The organism is Hadarchaeum sp. (SeqCode) (genome assembly GCF_049969415.1).
Lineage (GTDB): Archaea > Hadarchaeota > Hadarchaeia > Hadarchaeales > Hadarchaeaceae > Hadarchaeum.
In genome coordinates this window covers 38201-53640 of record NZ_JBMFOX010000005.1, presented here as the reverse complement: position 1 = coordinate 53640, position 15440 = coordinate 38201, and the positions used below count along the sequence as shown (strand labels likewise).

Below are 15440 nucleotides of genomic sequence, written 5' to 3'. Positions count from 1 at the left end.
GTTCCACATCCTGACCCTAAAATCCCTGTCCCAGAGGATCATCCCAATTGGCATCCGATTAATCATCAGCTGATGTAGTTCCTGATTTCGTCTCATTAGCTCTCGGCTCAAATCTAACTCCTCTTCCCGCAACTTTGCTTCGAAGATGTTCTCCTTGACCCTTTGGTAAACTGCCCGGGCGACTTCGCCTTTTTCCCTCGTCGCCAAATCCTCCGGCCGGATGTAACTGGGGTTCTCGCACACAGTATTGTGGAGGATGATCTTCGGGTGGGTGTAGATCACGTCAAGCAGAACCTTTGGGGAGAATTTCCTTTCGTCGTAAAGGCAAAGCGCGGTAACCTGGCTCTGGGGCAGGAGCCGATTTATCTTCGCCTCGTACTCCAGCTGTCTTTCCGAGCCGGGCAGCTTCCTCAGCGACCAGCTCGCCTCCGCGGCGCCCCTAAGGCCCCGATAGCCTTCTCTGATCGCCGCCTCTACGGCCTGCCCGATCATCGCCACGGTTCTGTCCGGGTCAAAGTAACCGTCCTTGAGGTACGTGTCCTCGACCCGCAGCAACTCTAGCTGACCCGACTTGAGATACTTCTCAACAGCCGCACCCGCCCTCTGGAAGGCCTGAACGATGTCTTCCCTGGTGCTCTCATCCATAACCAGGAGGCACTTCTCGTTGTTCTCCAGTCCGGCGAGGAGAAAGGAGACAACGGCGGCATCGCGCTCCCTCTTGCCCCGGTAAACGCAGGCTAAGTGCTCGCCCGGCCCGATTTTCTCGAGTTCTTCTTTCAGCTGCCCGAGGGATTTTGTTTCCGGCCTCTTTTTGGCCAGGCCGCTTTTTATTCCGCCCCCCCCTTCACCAGATTCGAAGCCGCAGAACCCGAGCCCTTGGACCGGGATTTCCTTAATCTTTTCCGCGGCGGATTCATTCGGAGTTACACCATTTCAACTCTATTTAAAGAATATTTATTCCTCTACTTTCAAATATCGAAAGATCGCATTATAAAGCCACCGACTATTTAAAGACCTAAATTTCTATGTTTCAAGCCATTTTGACGCGTTTTATCGCATTTTTCTAAACAGGCCAACCATCAGAAACTGAGGAAAACGGGGCCCTGCTAAAAACACCCTGTAAACGCGGGTATTTTGCCAAATAGATGCACTTTACGAGGGGCGATTCAGCTTTATAGATACGAAAGATCTCCTTTATATTGCTCAGAAATCCCTCATCAATGGCGCCTTTAAGGCTGCTTAAACATCAGGCACGATCACTTGGCCTTCTTACCCTTCAGTCTCTTAAGCAGAAGCCTTTCCTCCCTCTCCAGCTCGGCGAGGCGCCGCTCGTACTCCTCGACCAGCTTGTCGTACTCCTGCCGGGAAATGGTCCCCTCCTTGAAGTACCTGATCTCCGCCTGCCGCTTCAGCTTGGGCAGCTCGGCCTTCTCCCTCCTTATCTGCTTGAGCCTGCCCGCCAACCTCAGCCTCCGGTAGATCACCGTAGAAAATATTCCTACGGCCACGACGCCCGCCAGCATGGCCCACCAGTACTGCTGGATAATCGGGGGCAGGGCGGTCGGGGTGAAGACGGTGACCTCAAAACTCCTGGTGGCCTCCACGTTGCCCGCCCGGTCCACCGAGTAGTACTCCACCACGTGCTTGCCATCCTCGGCAATGACGAAGGTGTTCCCGGCAACCCAATCCTGGTTGTCAACGCGGTACCTGGTTTCCCAGACACCTGAGGTCAGATCCTCGGCGACGAGCGAGACCACCACCGAGCCCCGAAAGGCGCCGCCCTCCTGACTCCCGGAGAGAAAGTGCCTAGTGACGGGCGGCGTCTGGTCGAAAATCACCGAGGCCATCACCGACTGTCCGACGTCCCCCGCGGCATCCCTCACCCGAACGTAAATGTCCTTCGTGCCCTCCGGAGGGGAAATGGTCAGGGATTTCGCGGGCTGGAAATCCTCCCAATCGCTCCAGGTTATGCCATCGCTGGAGAAGGACATTTGAGCCGCGTTGAGCGCGGTTATCGAGAGCTGAACCGTCGTCGAATTCACATACTTGGCACCGGCCGCTATTTCGAAGCCCAGAACCTTGGGGGCACCGATTTTTGCCGTGAAAGATCTAACTTGAGACCAGTCTCCAAGTCCTGCAGCATTCCTACCCCGGACCCTCCAGTAGTAAACCGTCCCGTAGGAGAGCGCCTCATTCTGGGACAGGGTAGCGCTCGACTCCATCGTTACCTTGGTGAGAATGATGTGGGAAAACTCCCGGTCGGTGGCTATCTCCAGATGGTATTCAGAGGCAGCGACATCAGACCAATCAAAGGCAGGTGTCACGGTATCCAGAGTGACGCCATCGTCGGGAAACAGCAGCTCCGGGGAGGCCGGGGGCTTTAGCTCGGTTATCTCTAGAAAAACATTAACGGTGCGGGTAAGGTTGCCGCTGATGCCCTTCACCTGGTAGACGAAAGACCCCGGCGTCGCCTCCTTGGTTGCGGAAAAGGTCAACTTGCTCGTGAAGTTCGGGGTTCCGGATGGAGGATTAAGACTCGACTCGACTCCGGTAGGTGCAATCCCAACCCATCCGCCGCTGAGAAACACGGGCACGGGAACGCCGGTGGTCAGCCTAACGTTAACCGCTGTTGTAGCCGATCCGGTCTGCTGTAGGGAAAGGATATCCGGCGCTGCGCTCAAGGAAAAATCAAAGCTGGGTGTTGTCGGTGTCGGCGGAGATGTCTCCGGTGCCGCGGCGGTCGTCACCTCGATGTATATTGCGTCTACAAAGACAACAGAACTGTCCGGATCACCCTCGCTGCTGTTTGTCACAAAGACGTAGAGATACTGAATATCGCCCCAGTCCCAGGAGCCGCCATTGACCGAGTCATCAGAGGTAATATCAAGGCTCTTCTCAGTCCAATCGGTGTCGGTTGGAACCCAGCTGAGGAAGGTGGCGCCGCCGGACTGCAAGGGATTCAAGGAGTATTCCAGATAGATTTTATCGTCCACCGCGGGCACGTCAACTCGGTAAACAACTTTAATGACCACTCTGGTTATCTCACCCGTTTCCGTTCCAAAACCATAGCCCCAGATGCTAAGGCTGTCTGCGATTGGAGATTCCGCCCCCTGACCATCAGGGTGCCCCGTGATCTTTCCTGGATTGGTCCATCCATCGGAGCCAAAGCGGGTCGCGTATTTTGTGTACGAGGCACCCGTCGCTAACGGTGCCCAAACCAGCGCCACGGAGAGTGCAATTAAAGCAACGATTACTGGCGAGAGCAGCTTCGCCTCGTTCCAGCCCACCCTACCACCTCCACGAGCGCGACCAGGCTTCAAAGCAACCAGCCGCCAGTTGACAGAATTTTCATTTTGACTCGTCCGTCCCGTAGACAGTTTCGCTCGGGAACACCTTCATGCCCTCAGGAGTTATCTGAACGGGAACGATCCTCCTCTCGTGCCTTGCCCCCCTCATCTTAAGGATCTCAATTCCCTGCACCCGCTGCCCCCTAACCTTGCTGTTGTAGAGAACGATGACACCGTCGGCGAGGAACTCCTCGATGCCGGACCGCGAGTATCTCAATGGCGCCTCCTCAGTCTCAGTTATCAAGAAAGTCGTTGCCCCGGCCCTTTCAAAGGCCCTGAAGATCTGCTCCACATAGATGCGGTAGCCTTCGGGCTTGTGGATGAACGCCGACTCCAACGCGGAGAGGGAATCAATGGCAATGAGATAGGGGCTCATTCCGGTCGGGATGAGATCGGGTATTCCCTTCAGCTCGATGGAGATCCTGCCGGCGGCCTTTTCCACCAGCCCCTCGACGGCGCGGGTGATGCTGAAGGGATCCAGCATCCGGATCAGAATCGAGCCGCCCTTTCCGGCATCACCCACCTTCAGCAGCAGCCCGTCCTTTCTCTCCTCAACCTCCCTGACCCTCCAACCAAACCTCTCCATGTGCCGCCACAGCCTCTCGGGCCTCTCCTCAAAGGTGATGTAAAGACAGTCGTGGCCCTCGCGGGAGGCGTGATAAAGCGACTGCAGGCAGAAGATGGTCTTGCCGGTGCCGGGGCCGCCGGAAACGAGGATGTTCGACCCCCGGGGAATTCCTTTCTCGATCAAATCGTTGAATCCGGGTATGCCGAGCTTTATCCATTCTGGGGAGGCAGACTCCGCCAGTCTTTTGGGCGTTTGTTTTGATGCCATTTTATTCACCCCCCTGACCTCTTACCGCTTTAAATTCAATCTTGATCCAAATAAACCATACCCAAGACGGGTTTTCCTCAGGATTGTTGATTTAAACAGCCAAGTCTCATAGAGCTTGGAGGCTGGACTGAGAGAGGTGGGGGACGGAAAGTGATTGAACTTTAAGTGTCCCCACTGCGGATCGGGGAACGTGATCAGGGTGGGCAAGCTCAGGAATAAGTACGTCACCAAACAGGGCCACCGTTGTAAGGATTGCAAGCGCTACTTCGTTGAGCGAGAGGGGTTCGAGGGGATGACCTACCCAAAGGAAATTATCGTTGCGGTGCTGCACCTCTTTGTCGAGTGGTTATCCCTTACCAAGATAAAGGAGCACATGTACCAGCACCACGGCTACCAGATCTCGGATGGAAGCATCTTGAACTGGGTCAGGAAGTACGCGAACCTAGTGGAGAAATTCGAGCGCGAACAGATGCCGAAGCCTAGAGTCAAAGGGAGGATACACCTCGACGAGGTCGAGGTCAAAGTGGGGAAAACATGCTGGAACATAACATAAACGCCGTAGACAGCGTGACGAAGTTCAACCTCGGTACGAAACTGGTAAAGAGCAGGAGGCTAGAGGAATTCGACGAGTTTTTCAAGGGGCTCAAAAACCGCGCCGGAGGCCAAATAAGAGTCGTTTTCTGGAGGGAGAGTCAAAAGCCCCCAAGGAGAGGAAGCTGGTGAAATTCGTGAGCGATAAGCTCGGACAGTACAAGTCGGCGTTTAACAGGTACTTCTACCGAATTGCCAAGCTAGTGTACGGCGTTCCCATCGCCTGTAGGCAGTACGGTCTACAGTTCAATAACAATCCCATCGAGCGCCACAACGAGGACATCAAACAGAGGTACAAGGTCATGCGCAGCTTCAAGAGCTTTGCCTCGGCCTAGGCATTCTTGAAGCTGGGACGTGATCTACAACTTGAGAACCTACCAGACCATAAATCGAACACCCGCTGAAGCCGCTGGAATTGACCTCGCGCTTGCCAACAACAAGCTCCTGGACCTGATTCGAGTTTGTTCGACCCCCCCAGAGTAGTTCAAGATGGTGACGGGGGTCGGGCATATGTTTAGTCCGGGCTATCTTCCAAGGAATTTTTGGTGTGTCCGAGAAAAGAGAAGTCGGCATAGTCCCAGACTTAAATGAGGTTCGAGAAACACTCCGGAGTTGTTAAATTTACTTTCAACTCAGGAATCCTGAGGAACCCCAAGACGAAGTTTCAAAAATTGAAAGAAAAGAATTAAACCGGTACCGGAACTGCTTTATTATTTTTTCGGTTATTCTCGAAAGAATGTCCCCCTACCAAACCCGCCTAAAAATCGCCACCGAGCTTTTCAGCGTAGGAAGCGGATCTCAGGGTGCGCACCCTTGCATAGACCGTCCAAGGAATTTGGGGAGTCCCCACCGGAGGGAAGGCTTTTAGCGACGGAGCCATCTCCAGCCTGGGGACTCTTTCCTACAAAACTCATCAATCATCTTCTGGATAAAATCAGGAATTTCGCGAACCTAATGGGTAAATCTAAGCCTGAATCCGCGGGAGCCCGCACCAAGCTTATAAAAATCAAGCGAGCGCCTGATGTCGGCTCAAGAAGCTCGGGAAAACTGAAAGTCAATTCGGGCGACAAGTTCAGCTCCGGTAAAAAACAACTGCAGAGGAAAGTGAACTGCGGAAAAGAAAATTCAGGCAAGTTAAAATCGCCTCGAGGCTTCGGCTGGACCAGATCCAGAGGGTCGCTGCTCAAGCTAATCACGTTATTCTTCCTGTTGGAGATCCTTGGGGGGCTTCTGGCCGCGGCCGCGCCGTTTCAGGTCACCATCAGCGGCGTCAGCGTGACCTTCGAGCGGCGGCTCTCAGGCGAGCAAGGCGGCCAGCGCAAGGCACCGGCACTATCCCCAGTAACGATGGAAATAACTGCAAACGTTTCCGCGCCGGTTGAGAACGCCGTCCTAATCGATTATTTCCCCAAGGAGTGGACCATCGTCGACGCTGGCGGGGGGACCGTCAGCGAGCACGATGAACGATACAGCAAGATAGAGTGGAAGGTCGGCAGGGTCGATAACTCGGTTACAAGATCTTACATTTTTGAATCACCGAAGCCAGCATCGCTGCAGCCGAAAAAGTACCATCTGCGGACCGAGCTGATCTACAGCGGCGGAAGCGCCAGCGGCGAGGATTGGGTGGAAATTTTGATTGAGCAGGCCGTGCACCTCGACGAAAACCGAAACTTCCTCTCCGATATCTCAGCGGCGGTTAAAACCAGAGACGGCGTTTGGTCGGAACCAATCTCCGAGGGTGAATGGGTGCGGGTTACCTTCCAGAAGGAGCTTAACCCCTGGAATGACATCACCGTCTACGTCAGAAACACCCAGGGGCTCAACACTTGGATTGAGGTCTATTATCCCGACAGCTCTGAGAAGATCACACAGTTCCCAGTGATAACCAGTGAGGGCTACTACAAGGTGTATCTGGCCAACATGAACGGCCGCAGCGACACCTTCGATCTGAAAATCTTGAACTCCGACCCGGAAACGGCCTACCTTGAATTTGACCAGATAAAGGACCCCCTTGAAAGCGATGAAAATTTCTTCCCCGTCACCACCGAGACCGTCTATGAGGGGGGGACGAGCAACTTCGCGGCGGCGCAAACCTACAGCGATGGAAATTACGAGAACATCTTTGAGAATAACATTGGGAGCTTTAGATACTACTACCCCTCAGGCTACAACCTCTTGGGCAACACGAAATTCGTCGGCGGTACGGTCGGAAATCTGCAGAGCAACGACAACAGCACCTACATGACCTTCAAAAGCTATCCCTCGGCTTTCTCAGGAGATGTGCAGGTCGCCGAGAGCGAGGCCCAGTCGACAACCACGAGCACCACCTATCAGGACAAGGTAACGCTAACTTGGACGCCTGCGCTCGAGGACAACTACCTCATCATCGCCACAGCGGAAATCAAAAGAATAAGTACAATTGCGGCCCGAACCACCAAAGCGCAACTGACGATCGACGGGACCAGCGTCGCCGAAACATTTGTGGCGGATGATACAGACGCCGACATCTACCGCAGCTTCGTGGCTTTCAAGGTAGCCAATTTGACAGCGGCGTCGCACACGATAGGGATCCAGTACGCCACGACCAATGCTTCAAATACTGCATTCATCAAAAACGCGAGGATAATAGCCATCAGAATCGGCAACAACTTCAAACTCTCGGAGCCGAGTGACGGTACGACGACCTCGACCACTTATACCGACATCGCCACCCTGACCTTTACCCCGGATATCACCGAGAACTGGCTCATCCTGGCCCATGCCGACGTGACGAACTCCGCCGCTGCGAACTACAACGGAGTACTGTTCCTCGTGGACGGCGAAAACCGTGGAGAGTTCTGGAGCCGGCAAGCAAACGCAGGCCACTATCTCAGCGCCGGGTTTCACGATGTGGTCTCCCTCAGCGGTGGATCCAGCCACACGATAAAAATCCAGATGAAAACCAGCGCCGGCACCTTAACCTACAAGAACGTTCACCTTTACGCCATACCGACCGCCGCCGTCTTTCAGGAGGTCTTTGCCGAGAATTCCGACAGCCTGAGCAGCACGACAACGACCGCCCCGGGCACGACCAAGACGACGCTGAGTTTCACGCCGAGCTCGACCGGTGACTACCTGTTCCTCGCCACCGGCCAGATCAACACCTCAAGCACCACCGTTTACGTCGGAGCCAGACTGACCATAAATGGCACGGACTACGGAAACTCGATTGTGGACGTCGCCGCAACCGCCCAGTGGCCCACCTTCACGATATCCAAAAGACTCACCAACCTCTCCGGCGGTCAGACGGCCACCATCTCCTTTTACACCCAGACCGCAGGGACCGCTGTGTACATTAGGAACGCAAGGTTAATTGCACTGCGCCTGCCGTCGGCCAGTGCCTTTACTGAGAACGTCGAGTTCACCGGCACCTCGAACACGGAACAGTGGGACAGCTTGACTTGGACGGTGGACAGCCAGTGGACGGCGGACAGCGTGAACGTGGTCCTCCAGCTCTACAACTATGGCCTTGGGCGATACGCGGAGAGCGGAGAGGACGGGTACCTGAGCTACACCTCAGGCGCGGCAAACACAGACCAGACCCAGACTCAAACCATCACAACAAACCCGACCCAATTCAGGGACGCCTCGGGAAACTGGAAGATCAGGGTGTCTGGTGTTAAGGTGACCAGCACCCGATTTGACCTGAAGTTGGATTGGATCGAATTCAAGCCTCGGTCCCCCGCTTACCGCGAGAACGTCCAGCACAATATCACCGGCATACCGCTCGACAACTACTACGGCTACCGTCTGGAAATCGGATACTACCTAGCGGGCGACACCGAACCCGTGAGCGTCTACCTCTACAACTTTTCGACCGGACAATGGGAAAACATCGGCAATCTGACCTCGGCCACCTATACTGTGTTCACCTACAACGTCGAGGGGACAAACCTGATCGACAACGTAAATGGAGAAGTGAGAGTACGTTACGTGCAGCCCGACAATGATAATCTCAGGACGAGCCTCATGATCGATTACGCAGGTGTCATTGCAAAAGCATACAAATGGAACCTGATCGAGAGCTGGACGGCGACGGTTCGGGCCCCAACCCAGTGGTACCTCATTGAGTCTTGGACGGCAACGGTTCAGGCAACCGCCCAGTGGAAGCTGATCGAGAGCTGGACGGCAGCGATTAGGACTACAGCCGAATGGCGCCTGATCCAATCTTGGACCGCTACCGTCAGAGCTACGATGGTATGGAACCTCGTCGACGCCTGGACTGCTACCGTCAGGGCCACATCTAGCTGGAAACTTCTAGAAACCTGGACCGGAGTGGTCAGGGCGCCTGTTGCCTGGAAACTAGTCGAGGCTTGGAATATCAGCGTCAGGGCTCCGGGAGTGCCAAGTTCCAAAGTCGATGCCCTCACACCATTCTGGATAACCACAAAACCATTTACCATCACAGCAACGGCCTCGGATCCAAGCCCAAGTGGTTACGTGGCCACCGTTCAACTGTGGTACCGATATTCCAAGGACAAGCTGAGCTGGGGTTCCTGGGAGAACTTTGGCGACAACACGGGGCCGAACTCATGGTCCTTCACGGCACCCTCCGGCGACGGTTACTACCAGTTCTACTCGATAGCGGTGGACGAGAAAGGCAACGTGGAACTCGCCCCCGCCACTGCCGATGCCTCCTGCGGAGTCGACACCGTTCCACCGTCGATAGTCGCGGTGGTCATCAACAACAACGCCACAACCACCAACTCAACATCGGTGCTGATTACCATCCTCGCGGTTGACCAGGCCTCAGGAGTGGCGCAGATGCAGTTCAGCAACGACGGCGTGATCTGGACGGCGTGGGAGCCCTTCTCACCGGCCAAACAATACCTACTGCCAACGGGAAGCGGCACGAGGACGGTGTACGTCAGAGTTAGGGACAACGCCGGACTGATTTCCGCGGCCGCCAGCGACTCGATAGAGCTCGTCTCCGTGGAAATTAAAGGCGCCACAGCAAAAATCGCCTCGATACCCGGCGGCATGTTCGCCAAATTCGACTTCACCGAGTTCAAGATATGCGTGACCGACGTGAAGATAATCTTCACGACCAACTTGGAAAACGTGATAGTTACGGTGGAACAAGCTTCGTACCAAGAACTTCAAAAGGAAGGCAAAGTTCCATCCCAACCGCCATCTGGAATAGTCTACCCAGTCTTTATGGAAATAAAGACCAACGCGCCGGACCTTTTCCTGGCCTCGGTGATCATCCGCTTCAGGTTGGAAAAAGCGTGGTTGGAAATAAACGGGGTTGATGAGAAAACCATCTACCTCTACAGATTCTCCGGAGGCTGGCAACGGCTCCCCACCGAATACCTCTACGAGGACAGCACCTGCGTCTACTACGAAGCGATTTCACCCGGCCTATCGGTGTTCGCTGCTGCCGGTGAACGAAAACCGGTAATGCCGATCAAACCGGTCACGCCGGTCGGGGGAATCACGCCAACCCTGCCTTCGGTGCCCTACGAGTTCTTCACCATGCTGGCGATGGCGGGAGGGCTGGCGGCCTTCTCCATCATCTACAGCCTCCTCACGCCCTCGCGGTACTACTTGCTCCTGAAAAGGATCAGGCGGGCGGTTCTCGCTCCGAGGCACCGCGTCATCGGAAAACCGGAGGAGGCACCGGTGCAGGAAAAGTTAGGTCCGAAAGAGCTGGCTGGTCTGGAGAGGCTGAAAGAGATCTCCGAGAAAAAGAGAAAACTGCAAGAAAAGAAAGAAGATTAGGCTGAAAGTTGCCTAGCTCTTGGCAACGTGCTTGATCATAAACTCGCCCAGCCTCCGGAACTCCGCTGCTGCCGGAGACTTGGGATAATACGAAACCACCGGGATCCCGGCCGCGGTGGCCTCCCTGACCTTTACGTCCTCAGGAATAACCGCCACAATGGGCCACCCCAACGCCTTTTTCACGTCCTTGATCGTGAGCTCGAACGGCTCGTTCCTGACCTTGTTCACCACCACCCCCAAAATCGGGATCTTGAGCCTCTCGGCGGCGCGGAACGTCTTGAGGGTGCTGGCCACCGTCGGGATCTCGGGGTTGGTGACGATGATTATCTCGTCGCAGATCTTCATCGCCGCGATCACCTCGGCGCCAATGCCCGGGGCGGAGTCAATGAGTATCAGCCGGTATCTCGACCTGAGCGGCTCCAAAAGTCCCTTGAGGTCAACCAGGTGAACCTCCTCGCCGAAGGCTATCGAACCCAGGATGAGGTCGAGGCCGTGATAATCCATGATGGTCTTCTCGATCGGCATCTCGCCAGCGAGGGCATCGTGAATCGTGACCTTGGGGTCAAGCTCCCCGAAGTGCAGACCCAAGTTAGGGGCGGAGAGGTTGGCGTCAACGGCCAGAACGTTGCCCTTGAAGTTCTCCGCGGCACACAGGGCCAAGTTTGCCACTGTGGTCGTCTTCCCGACGCCACCCTTGCAGGAGAAAACACCGGTGATGATCGCCCGCCTTTCCTTGATTTCAATACCTCGCTCCTTGGCCGGCTTCAGCAAGGAAAGCAACTTTTTACTCTTATCTTTCTCAGCCTTTGGGTCCAACGCCACCCCTTTAAAAAATAACTCTTATTCATTATAAACGCTTATCCAGACCATTTTTTTGTTCACCGGAAACTTGCGACGGGATGAAGGAAAAGGGGAGTTTTTCGGAAAAATGGGAATCAAAACCATCGAATAGGGGCGACAAAATTGCCCATTGGTGCTGAAACCAAGCAGGGTTCAAGAAGATGAAGACCCGCATTACCCTGTCTGCCCGCAATCGCCCCCACTTCTGAGCTTAAAATTCAACCAGGCTCCTTTTCAACGCTAGTCACTGCAAAAATGAACCAAGATCACCTAGCCAGTCAGAGCCCGCTTTTAATGGACCTATCTCGAACCGTTCCGGTAAATTACCCCGATCACCAGCCCATGGATGTTGGCGCGGGGAACCCAGTATTCCTCGGGTGAATTGTCCCCTTTGGTCTTGAACTGGTTCTCCCGGTAATCGCTCCCCACCTCGATTATCCTGTGGACAATGTTGTCAAGATAAGGCCGAGTTGGGTGCTGGTAAATGATGATATCGCCCACCCGGAACTGGAACGTGTTATCGACCTCAACCCAAAGCACCAGATCGCCATCTTTAAGGGTGGGCTCCATACTGGACCCGGAGACAACCGAGTAGTGAATCTTCTTGTCGAGATAGGCCTCGTATCCGCGGAAGATATGCGTCCAGTTCTCCACATCCTCGGGGAGGGTCTGGACCACTGAGTACCTTGACTCGGCCAGACGCCAACCGACTCCCACAACAGCCACCAGGAGAACCAAAACAAAAATCGCGGCTGTTTTTTTGTCGAACAACCTAACACCCTTCGGATAAGTTGTCGTTACTCGGAAAATATAAGCCGTTTGCACCAAACTAAATTGGTTAAAAGATAAAAAAGGGCACGTGCCATTTACGTGCCCCAAATCATATTTATGCCCGCTTGAAGCGGTCCGTCTATTTACCGCGTATCCAGAGATCCACGTGTTGGATGTTGAGGTTGTCGTCTGCCTGGAGCTGGTAGTAACTGCCACTGTTGTCCCAAACCACGTTTACTCGAATCTTGGTTGCGTCCGAGTAGAATATGTACTCATTGGTGTCGTTAGAGTTATCCCACGTAATGCTCCAAGAATTAGAATCCGTAGTCGCACCCAGCGCTACTTTCAGATATGCTTTATCGAGCTTGCCCATGTTGTCTTTGTGGCCGGTGACAGCAACGACTATGGCAAAGGGTGTGTCGTAGGGAATCGTTACGTAGGATCCATTTGACGAGATGACTGCCAGATAGTTGTCCGTTAGTCCACTAAAGTTTTCGTTGTAGTTCTGACCTGCTTTAACGATGTATATGTTTTCAATTCCCGAGTTTTCCGGAGGCGCTGCGAAGACAGTACCGGATCCTGCAGCCAAAGTTATCCTGGCTCCAGCAGAGGGCACGGTAGCCGGCACCTCGGCAGTTGGCCAAAGCGCCCAAGCTGCAGCCGCTGCTGCTAAGACGATGATCGCCGCAATCCAGGGAAGTTTGCTAGACATCGCTTTGCTCACCTCCCTTTTTTCAAACCTTTTTGGTGCCCCCACAGGCATAGAAACGTAATCCAGCCTAGTCTTGCATCGCGGGCATTCCTTTGGATTCGGGACCTTCGGTTCCCACTGATACCCACATCGAGAGCACTTCATGGTTAAAACTATGGAAAAGAGCCGATATAAACCTGTGTAATTTCTACTACTATGATGATGCCTTTTTAATAAGTTACTACCACAATCGAAACCCTGATAACTACTACTATGATTATGAATTCGAAAACCAAGATCGCTTGGGATTATTATAGTTGAATCCCCCAGAAGTCATTGTGATCCCGTGAAGACGATTTTGTTGACCGAAGGAAAAACCAGGTTCGAAACACCGGACCCAGCGAAATTCAGGACAAGCGCAGGTGACTACGCCCCCTCACTCACCAAAGTCTTCTACAACCCGCACATGGAGCTCTGCCGCGACATCTCGATTTCAGTGGCTCAGGTGGCCTCCGATACTTTCAACGGCCTATACCTCTGCGACCCTCTCGCCGGCATCGGCATCAGGGGCCTCCGATACGCCAACGAGGTAACCGGTGTCGCCCGGTGCCTCATCAACGACCGATCAACAGAGGCCTTCGAGCTGATCAAGCGGAACATCGCGCTGAACGGGCTGGACAACTCGGTTGAGGCCAGCTCGGTCGATGCCAACGTCATCCTCCGGGAAAACCGGGGGAAGTTCAATTTTGTTGATCTGGATCCATTCGGCTCGCCGGCGCCATTTCTGGACGCCGCCTGCAGCTCGCTGTCGCGGAGAGGGATGCTGGCGCTGACGGCCACCGACACCGCCCCGCTCTCAGGGACCTACCCCAAAACCTGCCTGCGCCGCTACGGGACCAAGCCGCTGAAGACTGAATCCTGCCACGAAATCGGCATCAGAATACTGATCGGTTTCGCCCAGAGAATCGGGGGGATACACGAGATCGCACTGAGCCCGGTTCTGGCCCACGCCACGCAGCACTACTTCCGGGTTTATCTTCTGGGACAGCGGAGCGCCCAGCGTGCTGATGAGTTGCTCAAGGAAACGGGATACATCTCCTACTGCAACGAGTGTCTGCGCAGGACCACCAGCCCGGGCCTGATCCCGGAGCTGCCAAGGGAATGCGAGTGCGGTGGAAAATTCTCCCACGCCGGCCCCCTCTGGCTCGGAAAATTGACCAACAAGGCATTTACTCAACAAGTCATTCAAGACCTGACGGCGAGGGACTTCAGGTTAAAACATCATGAAATTTCGCTGCTGCTGAGGTGCGCCGAGGAAGCCGATGGACCGCCCACATTCTATGACCTCAATGAAGTTGCCGGGCTGGTTAAGAAATCTCCACCTAAGATGGACCGAGTGATCTCAGCCCTGCGGGAATGCGGCTACTTCGCCTCCCGCACCCACTTTTCCCCCACCGGTTTCAGAACAGATGCACCGATAACAGAGATACTGAAAATAATCAAGGGCGCCTGAACCCCTTCCCGATGACGTAGACTTCCGCGCTGCCCTTTCTCGACGCCGATGGCTTGGATACCTTCACGAACTCAAATCTCTCCCGGATTAGTTGCAAAAGTTCGGGCATCATCGCCCCCTGAAAAACCTTGGCCAGAAATCTGCCCCCGGGCGCCAGCACCCCCTCCGCCAGCCTCAAGGCCGACCTCACCAGCTCCACCGACCGGGCCTGATCCAGATCCCAGACCCCGGAGATAGAAGGTGAAGCATCTGAGACCACGACATCCGCCGGCCGCGGCAGCTTCTCCTTAATCTTTTCCGCCGTCGCCGGATCGGTGATGTCGGCCACGAGGGTCGCCGCATTTTTATGGGGCAGGTCCGCTATCCGCTGCAAGTCGACCCCCAGCACGAAGCCCCCGTCACCCACCTCCTCAAGAGCGACCTGCATCCAGCCGCCGGGAGCCGCCCCGAGGTCAACGACCACGTCACCGCGCCGCAGCAGCTGATAACGGTGGTTCAGCTGTCTCAGCTTGTAGGCGGCTCGGCTCCGGTATTTCTCCCGCTTCGCCATCCGATAGTAGTAATCCCGCCTCCGCTCCAGCTGCCAGCGTCGGCCCATGCCATCCCCTCTCGAAGCTCACCTTGAAAGCATTTTTGAGTTCCTAAAAACTGACCCCTCAGATGTCGCCGGACCTGAAGATCTTCACCCCGGACTCCTTGAAGCCCTCGACCACCGCCCGGCGCAGCTCGTCGAAATCCGGGCTGTAAAAGAGGTGACTCTCGCAGTCGCAGTCGCTCGACCCGAAGCCCTTGACGCCGGGCAACCGCTTCGCCAGCTCGGCGGCCACCGCGCACTCCTTCCGTCCCCGACCGCGCGCGGCCACGACGTCGACGGCGCGGGCGTGGAGCAGGAGATGGTCGATGTGCCAGTGTAACTTCTTCTCGCTCCGCAGGTGGCGGCGCACTCGGGCCGAGATACCACCCAGCGCGGAGCCCACATAGGCGTAATAGCCCCGCTTGAAATCGACCACGCCCAGCTGTCCGATGTTCAGCGACAGATCATAGGGCACGTAGATCAAAAGCGCGTAGATTCCGGGATCCGCCATCGCAACT

13 protein-coding genes are annotated in these 15440 nt (G+C 55.1%); 5 read left to right on the top strand and 8 right to left on the bottom strand.

What is annotated here, in order from left to right:
• The 3 genes from ACP5PX_RS02505 to ACP5PX_RS02495 form a co-directional block, all read right to left on the bottom strand.
• Positions 1 to 759 (bottom strand): MEDS domain-containing protein (locus ACP5PX_RS02505; RefSeq protein ID WP_428083647.1); only part of this gene is annotated, 759 nt, incomplete at its 3' end.
• A 497-nt stretch (positions 760 to 1256) separates the two neighbouring features.
• Positions 1257 to 3287 (bottom strand): LapA family protein, encoded by a 2031-nt coding sequence (locus ACP5PX_RS02500; RefSeq protein WP_428083641.1) that lies wholly within the window; start codon positions 3285 to 3287, stop codon positions 1257 to 1259.
• Between the two features lie 61 nt (positions 3288 to 3348).
• The gene (locus tag ACP5PX_RS02495) at positions 3349 to 4182 is read right to left on the bottom strand and encodes an RAD55 family ATPase (protein ID WP_428083640.1); all 834 of its coding nucleotides are present in this window, start codon (positions 4180 to 4182) and stop codon (positions 3349 to 3351) included.
• A 154-nt stretch (positions 4183 to 4336) separates the two neighbouring features.
• Here ACP5PX_RS02495 and ACP5PX_RS02490 point away from each other — a divergent pair, with 154 nt between their 5' ends.
• From ACP5PX_RS02490 to ACP5PX_RS02475, 4 genes are all read left to right on the top strand, one after another.
• The gene (locus ACP5PX_RS02490; RefSeq protein WP_428083638.1) at positions 4337 to 4735 is read left to right on the top strand and encodes an IS1/IS1595 family N-terminal zinc-binding domain-containing protein; all 399 of its coding nucleotides are present in this window, start codon (positions 4337 to 4339) and stop codon (positions 4733 to 4735) included.
• Entirely contained in the window at positions 4717 to 4905 is a 189-nt protein-coding gene (locus ACP5PX_RS02485) for a hypothetical protein (RefSeq protein ID WP_428083636.1), read from the top strand. The genes ACP5PX_RS02490 and ACP5PX_RS02485 overlap by 19 nt, the downstream gene beginning before the upstream one ends.
• Before the next feature lie 5 nt (positions 4906 to 4910).
• Entirely contained in the window at positions 4911 to 5108 is a 198-nt protein-coding gene (locus ACP5PX_RS02480) for a hypothetical protein (RefSeq protein WP_428083635.1), read from the top strand.
• A 619-nt stretch (positions 5109 to 5727) separates the two neighbouring features.
• Positions 5728 to 10533 (top strand): PGF-pre-PGF domain-containing protein, encoded by a 4806-nt coding sequence (locus ACP5PX_RS02475; protein WP_428083633.1) that lies wholly within the window; start codon positions 5728 to 5730, stop codon positions 10531 to 10533.
• 12 nt (positions 10534 to 10545) lie between these two features.
• Here ACP5PX_RS02475 and ACP5PX_RS02470 read toward each other — a convergent pair whose 3' ends face one another.
• From ACP5PX_RS02470 to ACP5PX_RS02460, 3 genes are all read right to left on the bottom strand, one after another.
• Positions 10546 to 11349, bottom strand: a complete 804-nt coding sequence (locus ACP5PX_RS02470) for a P-loop NTPase (protein ID WP_428083631.1) — start codon at positions 11347 to 11349, stop codon at positions 10546 to 10548.
• A gap of 324 nt (positions 11350 to 11673) precedes the next feature.
• A complete protein-coding gene (locus tag ACP5PX_RS02465; protein ID WP_428083629.1) occupies positions 11674 to 12144 on the bottom strand; it encodes a signal peptidase I in 471 nt (156 codons plus the stop codon).
• 139 nt (positions 12145 to 12283) lie between these two features.
• Complete coding sequence (locus tag ACP5PX_RS02460) at positions 12284 to 12907, bottom strand: hypothetical protein (RefSeq protein WP_428083627.1); 624 nt, start codon at positions 12905 to 12907, stop codon at positions 12284 to 12286.
• A 274-nt stretch (positions 12908 to 13181) separates the two neighbouring features.
• On the opposite strand from ACP5PX_RS02460, the gene ACP5PX_RS02455 reads away from it, so the two are divergent.
• On the top strand, positions 13182 to 14348 hold the full coding sequence (locus ACP5PX_RS02455) for a tRNA (guanine(10)-N(2))-dimethyltransferase (protein WP_428083625.1): 1167 nt from the start codon (positions 13182 to 13184) through the stop codon (positions 14346 to 14348).
• On the opposite strand, the gene ACP5PX_RS02450 is transcribed toward ACP5PX_RS02455, so the two are convergent.
• Together ACP5PX_RS02450 and ACP5PX_RS02445 are read right to left on the bottom strand one after the other, a co-directional pair.
• Positions 14335 to 14946, bottom strand: coding sequence for an RlmE family RNA methyltransferase (locus ACP5PX_RS02450; protein WP_428083623.1), 612 nt, complete (start codon positions 14944 to 14946; stop codon positions 14335 to 14337). The two genes, ACP5PX_RS02455 and ACP5PX_RS02450, sit on opposite strands and share 14 nt — an antisense overlap.
• 58 nt (positions 14947 to 15004) lie before the next feature.
• Positions 15005 to 15433 carry a GIY-YIG nuclease family protein gene (locus ACP5PX_RS02445; RefSeq protein WP_428083621.1) on the bottom strand — a complete coding sequence of 143 codons (429 nt, stop codon included), beginning with the start codon at positions 15431 to 15433 and terminating at the stop codon, positions 15005 to 15007.
• Positions 15434 to 15440: the final 7 nt, after the last annotated feature.